This window comes from Mesorhizobium sp. B2-5-3 (assembly GCF_006441005.1).
Classification (GTDB): domain Bacteria; phylum Pseudomonadota; class Alphaproteobacteria; order Rhizobiales; family Rhizobiaceae; genus Mesorhizobium.
On sequence record NZ_VFUS01000002.1, the window covers coordinates 71,971 to 90,466 of the forward strand.

Here is an 18,496-nt window from a genome sequence, read left to right on the forward strand (position 1 = left end):
GGGCGATGGGGAAAGATGATGCCGGCGCGCTGTCTTCGAAATTCCCCTTGTTATCCCCAAGGCAGCGTGGATAAAAGAATGCGACTAATCATTCGCGTTTGTCAACATGCGGAATTTGCAATGTATTGTGGACAACACTCTGCGCCGATGTTGGGACTGGGCGGGGAACGAGGACGTCAAGCCGTGAAGCGCAGTCTCGATCGCAAAACCAGGATAGCGCTCGAACCGCGCAAGCAGCCGCGCCAACAACGGTCGAGCAAGGTGGTGGACCGGATCCTCGACGCGGCGCTGATCCTGACCCGCGAGCAAGGCACAAGGACGCCGACCACGCTCGCCATAGCGCAGCGCGCGGGCCTGTCGGTTGGTTCGGTCTACCAGTACTTCCCCAACAAGGAAGCCATTCTCCTGGACCTCGCCCGGCGCTGGCTGTCATCCTTTCCCGAAGTGATCGCGAGGCGCATCAGGGTCGACCCGCCCACCAACCGGGAGGAGTTTCGGCGGGAGGTACGCAGGCTTTTCACGGACACCTCCAGGCTTTATCTCGACAATGCCAGCCTGATGCCGGTGATCGAAGCGATTTCAGGCAACGCCGACCTGAGGCCGATCCAGAACGAATATGACGACCAGATCATCGCCCTCTATGCGGCATGGCTGCGGCACGTGAACCCGGCTCTCGAAGACAAGGTCGCCAGCCGGCTCGGCCTGCTGATGATGGAGGTCGGGCACGCCTGCCGTCTTGTCGGCCTGAAAAGGGATCGCCGGACATACGACCTCATCGAGGACGATGTCGAAACCATGTGGCTCGCTCTGGTGACCCCCTATCTCAACCTTGACTGATTTCGCATTCGAGAGGAATTTCATGAAGACTGTCTATTCGCCGCTTCACGCCGGCCACGCCGGCCAGATGGAACTGGTCACATCGGCGATCGTGCCGGGTTTCGAAAAACCCTCGCGCGCCGAGTTCATCAAGGCGCGGATCGAGAGCGAGAAACTCGGAGCGATCATCGCGCCGGCCGAGCATGATCTTGCCGCCGCCAAGCGCATCCACAGGGCCGACTACGTCGATTTCCTGCCGACGGTCTGGCCGCAATGGATCGCCGAGGGCCACACAGGCACAGCCATGCCCTTCACCTGGCCGACACGCGGCCTGCGCGGCGACGTGCCGCCCAAGCGCGTCGACGCCCTGCTCGGCTATTATTCCTTCGACGGCGGCGCCACCTTCGTCGAAGGAACATGGGATGCGATCAAGTCCTCCTACGACGTCGCGCTGACCGCCGCGGGCCTGGTCAAGGCCGGCGAAGCCTCCGCCTTCGCGCTCTGCCGTCCGCCCGGCCACCATGCCGGAGCCGGCTTCATGGGCGGCTATTGCTACATCAACAACGCGGCCGTTGCCGCGCAGTGGTTCCGCGACCAGGGGGCCAGCCGCATCTCGATCCTCGATGTCGACTATCATCACGGCAACGGCACACAGGAGATCTTCTACGACCGCGCCGACGTGCAGGTCCTCAATTTGCACGGCGACCCGATGGTCGAATATCCGTTCTTCCTCGGCCATGCCGACGAGCGTGGCGCCGGCGCGGGCGAAGGTTTCAACATCAACTATCCCATGCCGTTCGGCACCGGCTGGGACGCCTGGAGCGCCTCGCTGGAAGACGCCTGCGCCAGGCTCGCCGCCTACGCGCCAGACGTCGTCATCGTCTCGCTCGGCGTCGACACGTTCGAGAAGGATCCTATCAGCCAGTTCAAGCTGAAGTCGTCGGACTATCCCATGATCGGCCGCCGCATCGCCAGGCTCGGCCTGCCGACGCTGTTCGTCATGGAAGGCGGCTACGCCGTCGAGGAAATCGGCATCAATGCCGTCGGCGTGCTGACCGGCTTCGAGGGCCGGTGACACCGGCTGCCCGAAGCGCGGCAGCTCTCAGGGAAACCACGAAAAAGGGCGGCGTCAGCCGCTCTTTGACATCCTCTAGCCCCTTGGTGGGCGCGACCGAAACAGCCCGGCCGAGATGACCGGCTTGCATGGCTCGGGTATTTCCACGCACCGAAACGCGCGAAAATCGGCTCCTGAGTCGCGGCTTGAGTCCACTCGATTCGATTTTGTCAAATCGCGTTTGATGTCAGATTCATCTACGGGTAGATTAGACCCGAATCAGCCGGTCCTCGGGGGGCACGGCGACCACCCAAAGTCTCACGTGCCGGAATATTCCGGCGCCAGACGCGGACGGCTTCGCGTTCCCTGAATGGATTCCGTCTGATCGGGCGCGACCCCGCGCTTGTGTGTGTCTCGTAAATGTAACGCGTTTTCCGGTTCGGCGGCTGGCTCTCCAGCATCCGGACATCAGCATCGATTCCGGCCAAAAACAGCAAATGAGCAGTCCCGCCGCGCTTCTTCAATCCGACACATTGGGCTCGCGCCTGACGTCGCGCGGCGATCTCACCAGCTTTTTCATGGAGTTGACCGCCGAGATCGGTGCCGACAGCTATATGCTGGTCGCCATCGTCCACGATCAGGACCGCAACGACGCGCGCATCGTCTCGTCCAACTGGATTTTCGACGCCATCGAACTGATCGGCAAGCGGCTAATCGCTGGCCTTGCCCAGGGCGCGCTCACCGTCGCGCCGGGCATGCGTCCAAGGCCGCTGGTGTCGGCGCAGGCACCACAGGCCGAGGGGCTGGTCTCCGGCGAAGAGGCACGTCTGCTCGACGTGCTCGGCCATGCCGAGATCTATTCGCTCAGGCTGAATGTCGGCCGCCAACGCCTGTTCGCGCTGTTCTCGGCGGCAGCCGCCGGTCGGATCGACCAACCGGCGCTGATGAAGGCGCAGTTGAAGTGCTGCTACGCGCTCTCGCATATTCCGCAACTGATCGCCGCCGCCGCCATGCAGGATCCGCTGTCGGACCGCGAGCGCGAATGCCTGTTCTGGGTCTCGGAAGGCAAGACCACGGACGAGGTTGCCGTCATCCTTGGCGTGTCCTCCAACACCGTCAACAGCTACATCACCCACGCCATCCAGAAATTCGCGGCCAGCAACCGCGCGATGGCCATCGCCACGGCGATCAGGAGCGGCATCATTTGAAACAGGCCGACGTCAAGCAGGCCGCCGAGGCCCTTTTTAACGACCAGCGCAATCCGTTCGGTGCCTTCTCGCTCGGCTCCGAAACGCATCACGCCGTGACCATTCCCGATGCTGTGCGGCGCTGCCGGTGGATCGCCGTCGACATCAATGCCTCGGCCTTCGGCCTGTTCTTCGTCAGCCCGTCGCTCGAGCGGGCGCGGCTGGTGCCGTGCTTCGATTCCGACTATCCCGGCATATCGGTGGCGACCAAGTTCATCTCGGGCGCCAATGGCGAGGAGATCGTGCGCCATAGCAGGATCTCGACCGAACCGCGCTGGTGGACGGATGACGGTGTGGCGGCCATGAGCGAGATGTTCGGCGGCCTTGCTTGGACCGAGCAGATGGCGCCGCTGGCGCCCGGCAGCAGCGGCATCGCCTTTCCCGTCCACGCCGATCGCGGCCAATGCGGCCTCGTCGTCTTCCTCGGCTCGGAGATCGCCCTGCCGCAGGACGCGCTCTATGAAATCCACGCCCGTTGCTTTTCGCTGTTCGCCGCTGTCGCCCGCATGCGGCCGGGCGATGTCGGCAAGACGCGCGCGATCTCCAAGCGCGAGCTCGAATGCCTGAAGCTGACCGCCAACGGCAATACCAGCGAGGAGATAGCGCGGCTGCTGAAACTGTCGGTGCATACCGCCAACCAGTATCTCACCCAGTCGACCCAGAAGCTCAACGCCGTCAACCGCAACCAGGCGGTCGCCAAGGCGCTGCGGCTCGGCCTGATCGAATAGTTAGAACGCCAGCGGCTCGACCTTGCGGATACGCGCCTGTTCGACCACCGCCTCAAGCAGGGCGGTGTTGTGCTCGGGGTCCTCGCCGGGCTTTTCGAACGACACGTAGTTGACCGCGACCGAGGCGCCTTTTTCGCTCAGCGTCAGCTGGAAATAGACGGTGACGCCGGGCGGCCGAAGCTCGAGATCGAGCACGATGCGCGGGCTGCCGCTCCAGTCGACATGCGCCTCGCCGCCATGGCCGAGCCTCAGCGTGCCCGGCTTGAAGAACAGCTCCGCCGCGGAATCGACCAGGTCCGACAGGCAGGCGAAATGCTCCAGCCGGATGAAGGCGATATAATCGGCGACATCGATCAGCCTGAGCTCCGCCACGACTTGCTCGATGGCGCTGGCGACGATGATCTCGCGGGAGTTGGCGTGCGGTTGGCGGTTCATGAAATCTGTCTGCGCTCAGCCTTTTTCGAGTAGACGATCCGCACCAGTTCGGCGACGGCCTGGTAGAATTGCGACGGGATCACACTATCGACCGAAACTTGCTTGTACATGGAGCGGGCGAGCGCCACGTCCTCGAAGATCGGGATGTTGTGCTCGCGCGCGATTTCGCGGATCTTGAGCGCCACCAGATCCTGCCCCTTGGCCAGCACCAGCGGTGCCGAATCCTCGTCGCGCACATATTTAAGCGCGATCGAGAAGTGCGTCGGGTTGGCGATGATCAACGTCGCGCGCGGCACCGCCGTCATCATCCGCTTGCGAGCGCGGTCGCGCGCCAGCGAGCGCAGCCGCGACTTAACGATCGGGTCACCCTCGGACTGCTTGAACTCGTCCTTGACCTCCTGCTTGCTCATGCGCAGGTCCTGCTTCCAGTGGAAGCGCGACCAGACGATGTCGATCGCCGCGATCAGGCCCATGACGAAGACGATCGCCACCAGTATGTCGACCGCGATGCCGCGGATGACGAGGCCGAAGGCGACGGGATTGGTGATCATGCCGCCGAGCAGCTTGCGGTGATCCTCGGACAGCGTGAAGGCGAGCACGACGATGGCGAAGCCCACCTTGCCGAGCGCCTTCAGGAACTCGACCCAGCCCTGCACCCCGAACAGCCTGTTCCAGCCCTTGACGATCGAGATGCGCGACAGCTGCGGCCTGATGCGTTCGCCGACGAACTGCGGCATGTTCTGGAACACCGAGGCGCCGATGCCGGCGATGGTCAGGAGCACCAGCAGGCTGAGGATGGCACGGCCCACCTCCAGCATGACGATCTTGTAGAGCGCGATGACGTCGGTCTCGGTGTCCATCGGCCAGGCTTCCGGCTTCTCCAGGAACATCGACAGGAACATGCCGAGATCGACAATGGCATCCTTGGCGTAGAAGACGGTGAACACCAGTATGGCGACGAAGGAGGCCAGGAGCGCGGTCTCCCTCGAATGGGGCAGCTTGCCCTGTTCGATGGTGTCGCGGATCTTCTTTTCCGTCGCTTCTTCGGTTTTGGAATCCTTGTCGACCGCCTCTGCCATGATCCGGCCTTAGGCGGCGGCGTTCTGGGTCGCGGGAAGCTCGAACGCGCCTTCGCGCGCCAGCCGGATTGTCGTCGTCACGATCGTCTTGCGCGCCGCCATGATGTCGGCGAGGGGAACCCCTTCGGATCCTTGTCCGAGTTCGGCTTCGATCATGCGCCGCGAGCGCGCGCCGATCGCCGACAGCGCCGCTTCGGCAAGGATCGCCGAAGTGCCGCGCAGCGCCAGCGTGACCAGTTCGGTCGACAGCCCGTCGAATAGAAGCACGCGCGCTTTCTGGGTAAGCAGCGGCAAATCGTCGAAGGAGAACAGCCGAGCCCGGACGCCGTCGAGATCGGGCGTGCCGGCGGCCTCCAGGTCCTGCATGATCTCCTCGAGTAGCGGCTTGTCCAATTCGTTGAGAACGCTGGCGACGCGCGCCTGTCCGGCCGATGTATCCTTGGTCGCGGTTTCCGCCAGCACGCTGGTGCGCAGCCGATTTTCGACGATCCTGCTGGCGGCGTCGGGAACATTGGCCATCGTCACCATGCGCTTGATGATCTCGCCGCGCGTCGGCTTGCTCAACGTCAACAGCACGCTCGCCGCCGCCTGCGGCGCCAGCTTCGACAGCACCATGGCCGCAGTCTGCGGATGTTCACCGGCCAGGAAAGTACCAAGCCGCACCGGCTCGAGCTTCTCGAGCTCGGGCCAGATCGGCGGCGGACCTTCCGGCGCAACCTCGAATTTCTTGTCACCCATGATCGCGCTCATCTCTTCGGGTGACAGCGATTCATTGAGGATGGTGTCCATCCTGTCGGCGGAATCGAGCAGTCCCGCCCCTTCGGTGAACTCCGCCTCGAACTCGGCGACGATGCGCTCGAGATCGCCTTGCGGAATGGTCCTGAGCAGCCGGGCGCCCTCGATGAGCGCCTTCAATTCCTCCTGCTTGAAGAATTTCAAGAGGCGGCTGGCCGACGGCTTGCCCATCGCCACCAGTATGGCGGCCGCCTTCTGCGGACGCGTCAGGGAAAGGGACGTTGTCATGCCTTTCGCTCCCGCTGCCGCCGGCAAGACCCGCGACGCATCTTCACGCGCCCTTCGTGCCGGCGATGATTTCGGTCAGCCTGATGCCGAAGCGCGACGGGTCGCTTTCGAGCACGGTGATCTCGCCGCGCGCTATTCTGCGGCCGTTGACCACCACGTCGACCGGTTCGCCGATGCGGCGGTTGAGCGCCACCGTGGAGCCCTTCTGCAGCGCCATCAGGTCGGACACCGGCATCTCGGTGCTGCCGAGAATGATCTGGACGTCGACTGGGATGTTCATGATGACGCTCGAATTGGCCGCGGACGCGGCCTTGAACGCGATATCGGGGCGCTGTTCCTCTTCATGCAGAACCCCGCGCAATTCCTCGATGGCGCGGTCGAGCTGCTCGTCCGGCTGGTCGATTTCGGCTTCTGCCTTGGTCTTGGCCATGCATCGTCTCCAAAAGCTCAGGCGTGCCCGGCACCAGCCGGCATGAGCCCGTCGATAAAATCCTGTCCGGCATCATAGGGATGCTTGATCCGGACGGTGTAATTCTGTCCCAGCTTGCCGAACTCGCATACGAACAGCGTCTTGCCGCGCGCGCCGAGACGCGCTTGCGATTGCGCCGTTTCCTCGAATTCGATGATCTGGCCAATTTCGAAATCGGCAAGATCGCCGAGCGTCAGTCGGGCCAGCGGCATGGTCGCCTCGAGCGCTACCGTGGAGCGCATCACTTCTTCCGAAAAGCGCGCGCGCCAGCTGGCGCCCTGATCGTTCTCGCCGCCGGCAGCAGCGCTGTCCCGGCTGGCCAGCACGACACGCTGCGGCATCGTCACCGTGACGGTGCCGCTGTCGGCCGGCGTCGAGATGCCGAAGACGATGCGGATTGCAGCGCCGTCGCGCAACACGTGTCGTTTGGCTTCGGTGCCCGACATCGCCCGCGGCACTGGCAGGCGCAGGTCGAGCGACCGTCGTCCCGATCCGTTCAGTGCCTGCGCGACCTGCTGGAACATCATGGTCGAAACATCGACCTCGATCTGCGACAGATCACGCTCTATCGGCGATGCCGGCATCTCCGGGTCGCCGCCGAACAGCGTGCAAAGCGTGACCGCGATCGCCGGCGCATCGATCACCAGGGTCATGGCATCGGAGGACGTGGCTGACGAAACGATGGTCATGGCAAACGTATCGCCGGCACGGGAGCGGGCCTCCGCGACGCGGCTGACCTCGACCCCCCTGAGATCGACGGTGACCGGAACTCCAAGCTCACTGGTCAGGCTCTTCTGCAGCAGCGGCGCAGCGCGCTCTGCCATGCCCCGGCCGGCGCCGATGACCTGGGCGGCCTCGCCGCTGTCGCCGACCAGGCGCTCGATGATCAGGGAGCGCGCTTGTGAGGGACTGCCGGGACTGGTCATGACAATGTCGGCACCGATCTGTCGCGCATCGCTCAGGCGGCCCTTTTCTCGGCGGAGCCGGTGTTCATCGTGCTCTGCTCGACGGCGTCGATGGTCGGCCGTTCATAGGACGATATGGTCTTGCGGCCGAACTCGATCGCCACCTGCGGCAGGGCGCCGTTCATGTAGGCGAGCAACGTCTGCTTGACGATGATGTAGAGCCGGTTCTTCTTCTCGCGCACCGTCTTGATCTTGGTGGCGACGGGCCCGACCACCGCGTAAGACAGGAAGATGCCGAGGAAGGTACCGACGAGGGCGGCGCCGATCAGGCCGCCAAGGATTTCCGGCGACTGGTCGAGCGCGCCCATCGCCTTGACCACGCCGAGCACGGCGGCGACGATGCCGAGCGCCGGCAGGCCGTCGCCGACCGCCACCAGCGCGTGGTAGGCTTTCATCTTGTCGGACTTGATGGTCTGGATTTCCTCATCCATCAGCGCCTCGATCTCGTGCGAACGGGCGTTGCCGATGATGATGATACGGCAATAGTCGCAGATGAAATGCGTCAGGTCGTGGTTCTTCAGCACGGTGGGGAATGCCTGGAAGATCGCCGATTCCTCGGGATTGTCGATATGCGCCTCGACCTCGCTGCGCGACTTCGAACGCAGTTCACGCATCAGGCTGTGCAGCACGCCGAGCGTTTCCAGATAATCCTGCTCCTTCGGCACGGCCTGCTTGAAGGCTTCGAGGATGCCCCTGCCGGTGTCCTTGACCGTTTTCATCGGATTGGCGACGAGGAAGGTGCCGAGTGCGGCGCCGCAGATGACCACCGCTTCCCAGGGCTGCATCAGCACATGCAGATGCCCGCCCATGGCCATGAAGCCGCCAAGGACGCAGCCGAGCGTCACCACCAGTCCAATCAGAATGCCCACGAGAGGTCCTTCCGCATTTCAAGTCAGGTGCAAGGGATAGTCCCCGTGCCTTGTGTGAGGCTTGAATCGGAGCGGTATCGAGCCGATCGGCGCGATTCAGTTTCGCGCAAGGAAGTGAGTCTATTGTGCTGGCATAGCTTCGGCCGGAGGCGCGTCCTTGCTCAGTACCTATACCAGCTACCAGTTGATCACCAGGGACATCGACAAGTCGATCGACCGCATCGAAAAGCAGCCGACGGTCGATCGCGACACCAAATATTATCTGGACAACATCACCAAGGTGAAATCGATCGACGATTTCGTCAACAATGACCGTTTGTTCAAATATGCCATGAAGGCCTACGGCCTGGAGGACATGGCTTACGCCAAGGCGTTCATGGTCAAGGCGCTCAAGGAAGGCGTTTCCGACCCCGACAGTTTCGCCAACAAGCTGACCGACAAGCGCTACGCCGAATTTGTCAGCGCCTTCAACTTCGCAGCCAACGGCGCCAATACCACGGTTTACAACAAGGCGCAGCAGCTGGTGACCGGCAACTATGCGCTGCAAGTCCAGATCGGCGCCTCGCAGGCGGGCTTCTCTTACTATCAGAGCGAAACCGCCTATTATGTCACCAACATCTCCAAGGTTAAGTCGATCGACGACCTGATGGGCGACAGCCGCCTGCTGACATACGCGATGGCCGCATTCGGGCTCGACGCCGAAACCGAACCGGCCGCAACGGTCAGGGCGATGCTCGAAGGTGGCGTCAGCGATACCAACAGTCCCGCCAACAAGCTGACCGACAAGAGTTACGCCAACTTCGTCTCGGCGTTCGACTTCGCCCAGTATGGCGATCAGACGACCACGCGCGACAACGTCCAGCAGGCGGTGCCTAAGGGCTACATGGCCGGAGCCGGGCTGACGTTGGTCAAGCCGAGCGCGCAGTACGTCAAGGGCGAGGCCGACTACTACGCGGCAAACATTTCCAAGGTGAAGTCGATTGACGACCTCATGGCGGACAAGCGCCTGCTTACATTCGCCATGGCGTCCTATGGACTGGATGCGTCAACCGAAACCCCGCGGCAGATCCGCGCCATGCTCGAGGGCGGCGTGAGCGATCCCAACAGCCCTGCAAACAAGCTGACCGATAAACGATACGCCAACTTCGTCACGGCCTTCGATTTTGCCCAATATGGCGATCAGACGACCACGCGCGACGCAGTGCTGAAAGATACGCCGAAAATCTACACGACAGGGTCGGCGCTTGGCCTGATCAAGCCAAATGCGGACTACATCAAGTCGGAGACCGCATATTATCTGGCCAACATCACGAACGTGAAATCCATCGACGATCTGATGGCCAACAGCCGCTTGTACAATTATGCCCTCTCGGCCTACGCGCTCGATCCGGCGACAGAGAGGAAGGATCTCATCCGCAGCGTTCTGGCCGGTGGCGTCCGCGACCCCGACAGCGTCGCCAACAAGATGACCAACAAAGCCTATGCCGGGCTCGCCTCCGCCTTCAACTTCGAACAATACGGCGAAGCGGCCACCGCGACCAATCCGGCACAGCAGCCGACCGTCGACAAATACATGCGCCAGACGCTGGAGGAGGATGCCGGCCAAACAAACGAGGGCGTACGGCTGGCGCTCTATTTCCAGCGCAAGGCGCCTGATATCACCAGCTGGTATAATGTGCTCGCCGACACCGCTCTTGCCAGTGTGGTGCGCACAGTGCTCGGCTTGCCCGATTCCTTCGCCACCGCCGACGTCGACAAGCAGGCGCAGCTGTTCGAGCAGAAGCTCGACATTTCCGATTTCTCCGACCCCGAAAAGCTCGGCAAGTTCCTGACCCGCTTCACCTCCATGTACGAGATCAACCACCCGACCTCGTCAGCCGTGTCGTCGATCAGCGTGCTCTTCGCCAAGCCGGTCACGGCGGGGATCTCCACCGACCTGATGATGGCCATGCAGAAGTTGAAGTTCTGACCATGCGGGACAGTCTCTACGTCGCCCTTTCCTCGCAGATCGCGCTCGAGCGTCGGCTCGACACGATCGCCGACAATGTCGCCAACGCCTCGACCGTCGGCTTTCGCGCCACCGGCGTGAAGTTCGAGGACGTGGTGTCCGGCACCGGGCCGAAATCCGTGTCCTTCGCCTCCTCGGGCAAGACCTACCTTTCCGGCGCCCATGGCTCTCTGACCGAGACCGGCAATCCGTTCGATTTCGCCATACAGGGCGACGCCTGGTTCGCCATCGAGACGCCGGTCGGCACCGTCATGACCCGCGATGGCCGCTTCTCGATGAACGAGAATGGCGAGCTGATGTCGGTCGAGGGCCATCCCGTGCTCGACGCCGGCGGCGCACCGATCCAGCTCGACCCCCGCAACGGCCCGCCCAAGGCCGGAGCCGACGGATCGTTGCGCCAGAACGATCAGCTGGTAGGCTCCATCGGCCTGTACAATTTCGATCCGGGTGAGAATTTCGTGCGCTACGGCAATTCCGGTATCGTGCCGGCGCGCACGCCCGAGCCGGTGACCGATCGCGCCGATATCGGCGTCGCCCAGGGCTTCGTCGAGGAATCCAACGTCAATCCGGTGCTGGAGATGACGCGGCTGATCATGGTCCAGCGCGCTTTCGAGAACACCGCCGCCCTGATGCGGCAGACTGATTCCTCCACCGACGAGGCGATCAAGACGCTCGGCTCGAAGTAGCATGTCGCTCGACCAGCCAACCCTGCGCGCACCCGAAAGACTGCCCCAGCCAACGCCGGAAGACCGGCTTGCCGCGCTGGAGCGGATATGGCGGCGCTTCAGCGATGCCGAGGGACTGCTCAAACGCGGCGGCCTCGTCACCGAAGTCACATCGACGCATTACAAGGTGCGCGGCCTTTCGGATTTCGCCAGGCTGGGCGATCTTGTCGAACAGCGCGGCCATGCCGGCACGCGCCGCGGCGAGATCGTCAAGATCAGCCGCGACGAGATTGTCGTGGCCCCCTTCGAACGCAGTGCCGATGCCGGCATAGGCGACGCCGTTTTCCGTCGCGGTCCGCTCGCCGTGGCGCCGCATGCCTCGTGGCGCGGCCGCACGATCGACGCGCTCACCCGGGCGATCGACGGTGGCCCGCCATTGATCAGGGGCGACGGCATGTCCGGGGCCGCCACGCCCGGCGCCATGGCGCGCCAGCGCGTCGGCACCGCCTTCATGACCGGGGTCAAGATCATCGACATTTTCACGCCGCTCTGTTTCGGCCAGCGCATGGGCGTCTTTGCCGGTTCCGGTGTCGGCAAGTCGACGCTGCTGGCCATGCTCGCCGGCGCAGACGCCTTCGACACCGTGGTCGTGGCGCTGATCGGCGAACGCGGCCGCGAGGTCCGCGAATTCCTCGAGGACACGATCGGCGACAGCATGGCCAAGACCGTAGCCGTCGTCGCCACCAGCGACGAAAGCGCCATGATGCGCCGGCGGGCGCCGGACACCGCGATGCGTGTCGCCGAACATTTTCGCGACCAGGGCCACCGCGTGCTTCTGGTGCTGGATTCGATCACCCGCTTTGCCCACGCCCTGCGCGAAGTTGCGACGGGAACGGGTGAGCCGCCGGTCGCGCGCGGCTATCCCGCTTCGGTTTTCACCGAGCTGCCGAAGCTGCTCGAACGCGCCGGGCCGGGAGTGGAAGGGAAAGGATCGATCACCGCGATCATTTCCGTGCTGGTCGACGGCGACGACCACAACGATCCAGTGGCCGATTCCGTGCGCGGCATCCTTGACGGCCATGTCGTGCTCGACCGCGCGATCGCCGAACAGGGCCGCTATCCGCCGGTCAATCCGCTGTCGTCCATATCACGCCTGGCCGGCAAGGCCTGGAGCGTCGAGCAGCGCGCGCTGGTGACGCGGCTGAAGTCGATGATCTCCCGCTTCGAGGACACGCGCGACATCCGCCTGCTCGGCGCCTACCAGGGCGGCGCCGACGTGGAACTCGATATGGCGGTGCGCCAGGTACCCCTGATCTACGAGGCGCTGATGCAATCGCCGAAGGACCGCCCGTCCGCTGATCCGTTCTCCGATCTCGCCCGCCATCTCAAGGGAAAGCAGAATGCCGAACAAGGGGACTGAGCTCCAGCATACCGAGCGTATCCTGCGCGAAATGATCGCTGAGGCGAAAGCCGAAGAAGAGATCGAAGCCAGCCGCAACTCGGCCATCGACGGGCTCTTCGCGGCGCCGCAATGGCCGCAGCCGCCCAAGGCCGCGTTTCCCAGGCTGGGCAAGAAGGCCGGCCGGCGCAGCGATTTCGTCATCGCCGCGCTCGGCATCACGCTCGGCCTGATCTGCGCGCTGTTCCCCTGGTATATCTTCTTCAATCAGGAACAGTTCGGCGTCCAGGCAATCAAGTTCGGCGGCACCGGCACCAATTCTGGACGCGAGGGCGGCGGCATGGTTGCCGAGCGCAGCGCGCCGCTGACGGCCAAGGACGTTCCGAATGCCAATATCGACCTGCTTGCCACCGGAACCGTGCAGGACGATCCCAGCGCCGCCCCGGCACCAGATGACCAGCCCTTTCCGGCCGACGTCACCAAATTCCGCATGGTCCACGTCGCCAATGGCCGCGCCATGATCGAGGACGACACCGGGCTGTGGATGGTCCAGCGCGGCTCGATACTGCCGGATTCCAACAAGGTGTCGTCGATCGAGCAACGCAACGGCAAATGGGTGATGGTCACCAGCGCCAACCAGGTGATCGAGCTTTCCAGATAAGTTCGCCGCGCTTGCCGGTTGCGTCCGCCCGCAAGGTCCGCGCAAGACTGGCGGCTTAGTCTTTGGGCACACGCCCGGAGATTCCCATGGAGCCCGTTTCTCTTTTCGATCTCGCCGCCAAGCAGGCGCAATGGCTGGCCGTGCGTCAGTCGGCGGTCGCCGGCAACATCGCCAACGCCAACACGCCGGGCTATACGGCAAACGATGTCGAGCCGTTCGAAAAGGTGCTCGACCGCGCGGCGGTGTCGTTGCAGACGACACAGGCCGGACACCTCGGCAGCGCCGCGACCAATGCCGGTTTCGCGATCAAGCCACAGGAAGACGACGGCGTCGTCATGCCGTCCAAAAACACCGTCGTGCTCGAGGACCAGCTTCTCAAGGCCGGTGAGGTGCGCCGCTCCTTCGAGCTCAACACGGCAATCGTCAAGGCATTCCATTCGATGATGATGATGGCGGTGAAGAGCTGACCATGGACGCGCTCACAGCAGCCCTCAAAGTAGCAGCCTCCGGCCTCGGCGCCCAGTCGGAGCGGCTGCGCGTGGTTTCCGAAAACCTCGCCAATGCCCAGTCGACCGGCACCACCCCCGGCTCCGACCCCTATCGCCGCAAGACCATCAGCTTCGTCTCGGAGCTCGACCGGACCACTGGCAGCTCAACGGTCGAAGTGAACTCGATCGACCGCGATCCCAGCGATTTTCCCGTGGAATTCCAACCCGGCAACGAGGCCGCCGACGACAAGGGCTACGTCAAGATGCCCAACGTCAACGTGCTGATCGAAATGGCCGACATGACCGAGGCCAACCGCTCCTACGAGGCCAACCTGCAAGTCGTGAAGCAGGCGCGCGATCTCATTTCAATGACCATCGACCTGATGAGGAACCAATGATCGTGAACGGCATCGGCGCGCTAAACCTGAAGCCTGGACTTGGCGACACGGCGACTGAGCTGCTTCAGGGCGGCGTTGCGCCCGCGAGCGCAGGCAACCTCGGCACCTCCTTCGCCGAGGCGCTGAGCCAGGCGGCCACAAAGACCGTCAACACGCTGCAGAACGCCGAGCAGGTCTCGGTCCAGGCGCTCAAGGGCGACGCCGACACCCGTCAGGTCGTCGATGCCGTGATGAGCGCCCAGCAGGCGCTGCAGACCGCCGTCGCCATCCGCGACAAGGTCGTTTCGGCCTATCTCGAAGTCAGCCGCATGGGCATCTGAGGAGTTCGGCCATGAAAGCACTCGCCATCGCCGCCACCGGCATGAACGCCCAGCAGACCAATCTGGAAGTCATCGCCAACAATATCGCCAACATCAACACCACCGGCTACAAGCGGGCGCGGGCCGAATTCTCCGACCTGCTCTACCAGGTCGACCGCACGCAAGGCGTGCCCAACCGCTCCAACGCTTCGCTGGTGCCGGAGGGCGTCTCGATCGGCCTCGGCGTCAAGACCACCGCCGTGCGCAACGTCCACACCCAGGGCGAACTGACCAGCACCGGCAACAGTTTCGACATGGCGCTCACCGGCAGGGGCTGGTTCCAGATCGAAGGCGCCGATGGCGGCACGCTCTATACCCGCGCCGGCGCCTTCAACACCAACGCCACAGGCCAGCTGGTGACGGTGGACGGCGCCAGCGTCATTCCAGCGATCAACGTCCCGGTCGACGCCGTCGAGGTCATCGTCAACAAGACGGGCCAGGTCTTCGCCCGCATCGACGGCCAGACCGATCTGCAGAATCTCGGCCAACTCCAGATCGTCAACTTCGCCAACGAAGCGGGACTGGCGCCGCTCGGCGACAATCTGTTCCAGGAAACCACCGCTTCCGGCCCCGCCAATGCCGGCGTGCCGGGCGATCCCGGCTTCGCTACCATCCAGCAAGGCTATCTCGAGGCCTCCAACGTCGACCCGGTCAAGGAAATCACCGAACTGATCTCGGCGCAGCGCGCTTATGAGATGAATTCCAAGGTCATCCAGGCCGCCGACGACATGGCCTCGGTCGTCTCCAAGAACATCAGGTAACGACAATGGCCGGTCCGGTCTCCTGCTCCGCGTTCCGCCGCACCGCGCTCGTCCTTGCGCTGGTGACCGGCGGCATGCCGGCTTTCGCGCAGGACGCGGCCAACCGGTCGGCAACGCAGATCGCCAGCAGCCAGCCTGCCGGCGAGGTCGTGCTGATCCCAAACCGGGTCATTTATCCCGGCGAGACCATCGAGCTCGCGGCCCTCAAGCAGGTGACCCTCATCCCCGGCAAGCACAAGCCCGACGCGGTGGCCACCCTTGCCGAGGAACTCCAGGGCAAGATCGCCAAGCGCACGCTGCTGCCCGGCCGCTACATCCCCGCCGCCGCCATTCGCGACGCCTGGCTGGTCGAGCAGGGCGCAGCCGTGCAGGTCTTCTTCATCGCCGGCGGATTGACGATATCGGCCACCGCCGTGACCTTGCAGCCAGGCTCGGCCGGCGATCTCATCAAGGTTCGCAACAGCGACAGCGGGAAAATTCTCTCCGGCACGGTGATGGCTGACGGAACCATCCAGGTCAGCGCTTCATGATGCGTCCGCTTGCTCTTCTGCTTGCGGCCGCGCTCGGCCTGCAGCCTGCCTTGGCCGACGGCCTCACGCCCAAGGCCAAGCGCGAACTCGCCGCCAGGAATGGCGGCGTCTATGACGATCCTGAATATGATCCGGCCACCACCACGCGCATGTTCCGCGTCTCGCCCGGGCCAAGCTCGCTGCCGCCGGGCCAGGTCGCCTCGCGCATCAAGGACATCGCGCAGCTGCAGAGTTCGCGCGACAACCAGCTCGTCGGCTACGGCCTGGTCATCGGCCTCGCCGGATCGGGCGACAGCTTGCGCAACTCGCCGTTCACCGAACAGTCGATCCGCGCCATGCTGGAGAATCTCGGCATCGCCACCGAAGGCGGCAGAGCGCGCGCCAAGAACGTCGCCGCCGTCATCGTCACCGCCAACATGCCGCCCTACGTACAGTCGGGCGCGCGCATCGACATCGACGTCTCCTCGATGGGCGACGCCACCTCGCTCGCCGGCGGCACGCTGATCATGACGCCGCTGAAGGCGGCGGACGGCGAAATCTATGCCGTCGGCCAGGGCGCGGTCATCGTTTCGGGCTTCACCGCCCAGGGTCAGGCCGAGCAGTTGACGCAAGGCGTCCCGACCGCGGGCCGCGTGCCGAACGGCGCCATCATCGAGCGTGCCGTGAAGGCCGAGTTCGATGACCAGCCGATACTGACGCTGCAGCTGCGCAATCCCGATTTCTCGACCGCCATTCGCATCGCCGACGCGATCAATGACTACACCAGCCAGCGCTTCGGCATGCGCGTGGCGGCCGAGCGCGATTCCCGCACCGTGCAAATCAGACGGCCGAAAAGCGTATCGGCGGCCCGCTTCTACGCCGAGATCGAGAACCTCGTGGTCGAATCCGATACGCCGGCCCGCGTCGTCATCGATGAGCGCACCGGCACCATAGTCATCGGCAACGACGTCAAGATCTCACGCGTGGCCATCAGCCACGGCACGCTGACGGTGCGCATCACCGAAGCGCCGCGCGTCGTGCAGCCCGAACCATTCTCCAAGGGCGAAACCGCCGTCGAGCCGTTCACCGCCATCGACGCCAGCCGGCCCGACGCGCGCGTCGCCGTGCTCGACGGCCCGGACCTGCAAACCCTTGTTTCCGGCCTCAACCGCCTCGGCGTGAAGCCCGACGGCATCATTGCCATCCTGCAAGGCATCAAGTCGGCCGGCGCCCTGCAAGCCGATCTGGTTCTCCAATAGGCGATGCCGATGATCTTCTTCCCCTCATTCCATCAAGGATGCCGCCCCGCCGCGATCCTGTTCGCGGCCTGCGCTCTGGCGGCCTTTTCCAGCGGCGTGCATGCCGAGGAAGCCGTCCGCCAGGTCCTGCCGGGGGCGCCGCCCGCACCCGCGCCGCAGCTGTTGGCCCGGGAGAAGGCTCCCGACCAAAGCGAGATCGAGCGCTTCTGCTCCAACATAGCCGACGCCGCCCGCGACCGCCGCTACGTGTTGCAGGCGGAGGAGTTGAAACAGCTCCAGGCCGGCATCGACCAACGCATGAAGGCACTGGACGAAAAGCGGGCCGAATACGAGACCTGGCTGAAGCGGCGCGAGGTGTTCCTGGCCCGGGCCGAGGACAGCGTCGTCAAGATCTATGCCGGCATGAAGCCCGACGCGGCGGCCGAGCGCCTGGCCATCGTCAATGCCGATCTCGCCGCGGCCATCCTGATGAAGCTGGATTCGCGCAAGGCCGGCGTCATCCTCAACGAAATGGACCAGAAGGCGGCGGCGACGCTCACCGGCATCATGGCCAGCGCAGCCCGAAGGGTAGATCCGTCATGATCCGCAGAACGCTCATCCTGTGCGCGGTCGCAGCTTTGTCCGGCTGCGGCACCAATCTCAAGGAGATCGGCAGGGAGCCTTCACTGTCGCCGGTCGGTTCCGGCATCGGCAGTGAAGGAGCTTCGCCCTACAGCTATCCTGAGCCGCCTGCCGCGCCGGTCAAGAAATTCTCGCTGTGGGACGATCGCCAGAGCCGGCTGTTCACCGACCCCAGGGCGTTGCGCGAAGGCGACATTCTCACCGTCAGGATCAAGCTCAACGACAAGGCCAACTTCAAGAACCAGAACGACAGGAGCCGCACCGCCTCGCGCAAGCTGGGTTACGACGTCACGCTCGGATGGGAAGACAAGAGCACGAGCGGCAAGGGCGACGCCGGCCTGAGCTCCAGCACCGAAACCAATGCGGACGGCGAGATCAAGCGCTCGGAGAACCTGGAGCTCAACGTTGCTGCCGTCGTCACCGAAGTCCTGCCCAATGGCAATTTGATGATCAGGGGCTCGCAGGAAGTGCGTGTTAACTATGAGCTCAGGGTGCTCACCATCGCCGGCATGGTGCGCCCGTCGGATATCGGCGCGGAGAACACCATCTCCTATGAACGCATCGCCGAGGCGCGCATCTCCTATGGCGGCCGCGGCCGCGTCAGCGAGGTCCAGCAGCCGGCCTACGGCCAGCAGATCCTCGACCAGGTTCTTCCATTCTAGGGCATTGGAGACCGCAGCACC

The 18,496-nt window shown here is 64.0% G+C and carries 22 protein-coding genes; 16 read left to right on the top strand and 6 right to left on the bottom strand.

Features of this window, described 5'->3' with window-relative positions:
- The first annotated feature begins 183 nt into the window (after positions 1–183).
- The 4 genes from FJ867_RS04930 to FJ867_RS04945 all read left to right on the top strand — a co-directional run bounded on the left by FJ867_RS04930 (position 184) and on the right by FJ867_RS04945 (position 3,845).
- On the top strand, positions 184–837 hold the full coding sequence (locus tag FJ867_RS04930) for a TetR/AcrR family transcriptional regulator (protein ID WP_140560339.1): 654 nt from the start codon (positions 184–186) through the stop codon (positions 835–837).
- Between the two features lie 22 nt (positions 838–859).
- A complete protein-coding gene (locus FJ867_RS04935; RefSeq protein WP_140566261.1) occupies positions 860–1,891 on the top strand; it encodes a histone deacetylase family protein in 1,032 nt (343 codons plus the stop codon).
- A gap of 476 nt (positions 1,892–2,367) precedes the next feature.
- Complete coding sequence (locus tag FJ867_RS04940) at positions 2,368–3,078, top strand: helix-turn-helix transcriptional regulator (RefSeq protein WP_140496200.1); 711 nt, start codon at positions 2,368–2,370, stop codon at positions 3,076–3,078.
- Positions 3,075–3,845: a helix-turn-helix transcriptional regulator gene (locus FJ867_RS04945; protein WP_140513628.1), complete on the top strand. Its 771-nt coding sequence runs from the start codon at positions 3,075–3,077 to the stop codon at positions 3,843–3,845. Before FJ867_RS04940 ends, FJ867_RS04945 begins: the two co-directional genes overlap by 4 nt.
- Here FJ867_RS04945 and FJ867_RS04950 read toward each other — a convergent pair whose 3' ends face one another.
- From FJ867_RS04950 to motA, 6 genes are read right to left on the bottom strand one after another with little or no spacing between them, the layout of a single operon-like run.
- Positions 3,846–4,280, bottom strand: a complete 435-nt coding sequence (locus FJ867_RS04950) for a hypothetical protein (protein WP_140496202.1) — start codon at positions 4,278–4,280, stop codon at positions 3,846–3,848. It lies immediately after the preceding gene.
- Complete coding sequence (gene flhB, locus FJ867_RS04955) at positions 4,277–5,359, bottom strand: flagellar biosynthesis protein FlhB (RefSeq protein WP_140816702.1); 1,083 nt, start codon at positions 5,357–5,359, stop codon at positions 4,277–4,279. The genes FJ867_RS04950 and flhB overlap by 4 nt, the downstream gene beginning before the upstream one ends.
- Before the next feature lie 9 nt (positions 5,360–5,368).
- A complete protein-coding gene (locus tag FJ867_RS04960; RefSeq protein ID WP_140816704.1) occupies positions 5,369–6,382 on the bottom strand; it encodes a flagellar motor switch protein FliG in 1,014 nt (337 codons plus the stop codon).
- A gap of 43 nt (positions 6,383–6,425) precedes the next feature.
- The gene (fliN, locus tag FJ867_RS04965) at positions 6,426–6,812 is read right to left on the bottom strand and encodes a flagellar motor switch protein FliN (protein ID WP_140496205.1); all 387 of its coding nucleotides are present in this window, start codon (positions 6,810–6,812) and stop codon (positions 6,426–6,428) included.
- Positions 6,813–6,829: 17 nt separating this feature from the next.
- On the bottom strand, positions 6,830–7,777 hold the full coding sequence (locus FJ867_RS04970) for a FliM/FliN family flagellar motor switch protein (RefSeq protein ID WP_140496206.1): 948 nt from the start codon (positions 7,775–7,777) through the stop codon (positions 6,830–6,832).
- A 32-nt stretch (positions 7,778–7,809) separates the two neighbouring features.
- The gene (gene motA, locus FJ867_RS04975) at positions 7,810–8,685 is read right to left on the bottom strand and encodes a flagellar motor stator protein MotA (protein WP_140496207.1); all 876 of its coding nucleotides are present in this window, start codon (positions 8,683–8,685) and stop codon (positions 7,810–7,812) included.
- Positions 8,686–8,842: 157 nt separating this feature from the next.
- On the opposite strand from motA, the gene FJ867_RS04980 reads away from it, so the two are divergent.
- The 12 genes from FJ867_RS04980 to flgH all read left to right on the top strand — a co-directional run bounded on the left by FJ867_RS04980 (position 8,843) and on the right by flgH (position 18,475).
- A complete protein-coding gene (locus FJ867_RS04980; RefSeq protein WP_140816706.1) occupies positions 8,843–10,654 on the top strand; it encodes a DUF1217 domain-containing protein in 1,812 nt (603 codons plus the stop codon).
- Between the two features lie 2 nt (positions 10,655–10,656).
- Entirely contained in the window at positions 10,657–11,379 is a 723-nt protein-coding gene (gene flgF / locus FJ867_RS04985; protein ID WP_140513633.1) for a flagellar basal-body rod protein FlgF, read from the top strand.
- Position 11,380: 1 nt separating this feature from the next.
- Positions 11,381–12,778 carry a flagellar protein export ATPase FliI gene (fliI, locus tag FJ867_RS04990; RefSeq protein ID WP_140513634.1) on the top strand — a complete coding sequence of 466 codons (1,398 nt, stop codon included), beginning with the start codon at positions 11,381–11,383 and terminating at the stop codon, positions 12,776–12,778.
- On the top strand, positions 12,759–13,418 hold the full coding sequence (locus FJ867_RS04995; RefSeq protein ID WP_140566247.1) for a hypothetical protein: 660 nt from the start codon (positions 12,759–12,761) through the stop codon (positions 13,416–13,418). Before fliI ends, FJ867_RS04995 begins: the two co-directional genes overlap by 20 nt.
- An 86-nt stretch (positions 13,419–13,504) precedes the next feature.
- Positions 13,505–13,885, top strand: a complete 381-nt coding sequence (gene flgB / locus FJ867_RS05000) for a flagellar basal body rod protein FlgB (RefSeq protein WP_140496212.1) — start codon at positions 13,505–13,507, stop codon at positions 13,883–13,885.
- 2 nt (positions 13,886–13,887) lie between these two features.
- Positions 13,888–14,304, top strand: coding sequence for a flagellar basal body rod protein FlgC (flgC, locus tag FJ867_RS05005; RefSeq protein WP_140496213.1), 417 nt, complete (start codon positions 13,888–13,890; stop codon positions 14,302–14,304).
- Complete coding sequence (locus FJ867_RS05010; protein WP_181165227.1) at positions 14,301–14,624, top strand: flagellar hook-basal body complex protein FliE; 324 nt, start codon at positions 14,301–14,303, stop codon at positions 14,622–14,624. The genes flgC and FJ867_RS05010 overlap by 4 nt, the downstream gene beginning before the upstream one ends.
- A gap of 11 nt (positions 14,625–14,635) precedes the next feature.
- Complete coding sequence (gene flgG, locus FJ867_RS05015) at positions 14,636–15,424, top strand: flagellar basal-body rod protein FlgG (RefSeq protein ID WP_140513636.1); 789 nt, start codon at positions 14,636–14,638, stop codon at positions 15,422–15,424.
- A 5-nt stretch (positions 15,425–15,429) separates the two neighbouring features.
- Positions 15,430–15,954 (top strand): flagellar basal body P-ring formation chaperone FlgA, encoded by a 525-nt coding sequence (flgA, locus tag FJ867_RS05020; RefSeq protein ID WP_140496215.1) that lies wholly within the window; start codon positions 15,430–15,432, stop codon positions 15,952–15,954.
- On the top strand, positions 15,951–17,192 hold the full coding sequence (locus FJ867_RS05025; protein WP_140522322.1) for a flagellar basal body P-ring protein FlgI: 1,242 nt from the start codon (positions 15,951–15,953) through the stop codon (positions 17,190–17,192). Before flgA ends, FJ867_RS05025 begins: the two co-directional genes overlap by 4 nt.
- A 3-nt stretch (positions 17,193–17,195) precedes the next feature.
- On the top strand, positions 17,196–17,774 hold the full coding sequence (locus FJ867_RS05030) for a MotE family protein (RefSeq protein WP_181167714.1): 579 nt from the start codon (positions 17,196–17,198) through the stop codon (positions 17,772–17,774).
- The gene (flgH, locus tag FJ867_RS05035) at positions 17,771–18,475 is read left to right on the top strand and encodes a flagellar basal body L-ring protein FlgH (protein ID WP_140513639.1); all 705 of its coding nucleotides are present in this window, start codon (positions 17,771–17,773) and stop codon (positions 18,473–18,475) included. The genes FJ867_RS05030 and flgH overlap by 4 nt, the downstream gene beginning before the upstream one ends.
- Positions 18,476–18,496 lie beyond the last annotated feature (21 nt).

Bases quoted from the DNA above. Each gene is read 5' to 3' on its own strand.
- FJ867_RS04935 (WP_140566261.1), top strand. From the start codon at position 860: ATGAAGACTGTCTATTCGCCGCTTCACGCCGGCCACGCCGGCCAGATG.
- FJ867_RS04940 (WP_140496200.1), top strand. From the start codon at position 2,368: ATGAGCAGTCCCGCCGCGCTTCTTCAATCCGACACATTGGGCTCGCGC.
- FJ867_RS04950 (WP_140496202.1), bottom strand. From the start codon at position 4,280: ATGAACCGCCAACCGCACGCCAACTCCCGCGAGATCATCGTCGCCAGC.
- flhB (WP_140816702.1), bottom strand. From the start codon at position 5,359: ATGGCAGAGGCGGTCGACAAGGATTCCAAAACCGAAGAAGCGACGGAA.
- FJ867_RS04960 (WP_140816704.1), bottom strand. From the start codon at position 6,382: ATGACAACGTCCCTTTCCCTGACGCGTCCGCAGAAGGCGGCCGCCATA.
- fliN (WP_140496205.1), bottom strand. From the start codon at position 6,812: ATGGCCAAGACCAAGGCAGAAGCCGAAATCGACCAGCCGGACGAGCAG.
- FJ867_RS04970 (WP_140496206.1), bottom strand. From the start codon at position 7,777: ATGACCAGTCCCGGCAGTCCCTCACAAGCGCGCTCCCTGATCATCGAG.
- flgF (WP_140513633.1), top strand. From the start codon at position 10,657: ATGCGGGACAGTCTCTACGTCGCCCTTTCCTCGCAGATCGCGCTCGAG.
- fliI (WP_140513634.1), top strand. From the start codon at position 11,381: ATGTCGCTCGACCAGCCAACCCTGCGCGCACCCGAAAGACTGCCCCAG.
- FJ867_RS04995 (WP_140566247.1), top strand. From the start codon at position 12,759: ATGCCGAACAAGGGGACTGAGCTCCAGCATACCGAGCGTATCCTGCGC.
- flgB (WP_140496212.1), top strand. From the start codon at position 13,505: ATGGAGCCCGTTTCTCTTTTCGATCTCGCCGCCAAGCAGGCGCAATGG.
- flgC (WP_140496213.1), top strand. From the start codon at position 13,888: ATGGACGCGCTCACAGCAGCCCTCAAAGTAGCAGCCTCCGGCCTCGGC.
- FJ867_RS05010 (WP_181165227.1), top strand. From the start codon at position 14,301: ATGATCGTGAACGGCATCGGCGCGCTAAACCTGAAGCCTGGACTTGGC.
- flgG (WP_140513636.1), top strand. From the start codon at position 14,636: ATGAAAGCACTCGCCATCGCCGCCACCGGCATGAACGCCCAGCAGACC.
- flgA (WP_140496215.1), top strand. From the start codon at position 15,430: ATGGCCGGTCCGGTCTCCTGCTCCGCGTTCCGCCGCACCGCGCTCGTC.
- FJ867_RS05025 (WP_140522322.1), top strand. From the start codon at position 15,951: ATGATGCGTCCGCTTGCTCTTCTGCTTGCGGCCGCGCTCGGCCTGCAG.
- FJ867_RS05030 (WP_181167714.1), top strand. From the start codon at position 17,196: ATGCCGATGATCTTCTTCCCCTCATTCCATCAAGGATGCCGCCCCGCC.
- flgH (WP_140513639.1), top strand. From the start codon at position 17,771: ATGATCCGCAGAACGCTCATCCTGTGCGCGGTCGCAGCTTTGTCCGGC.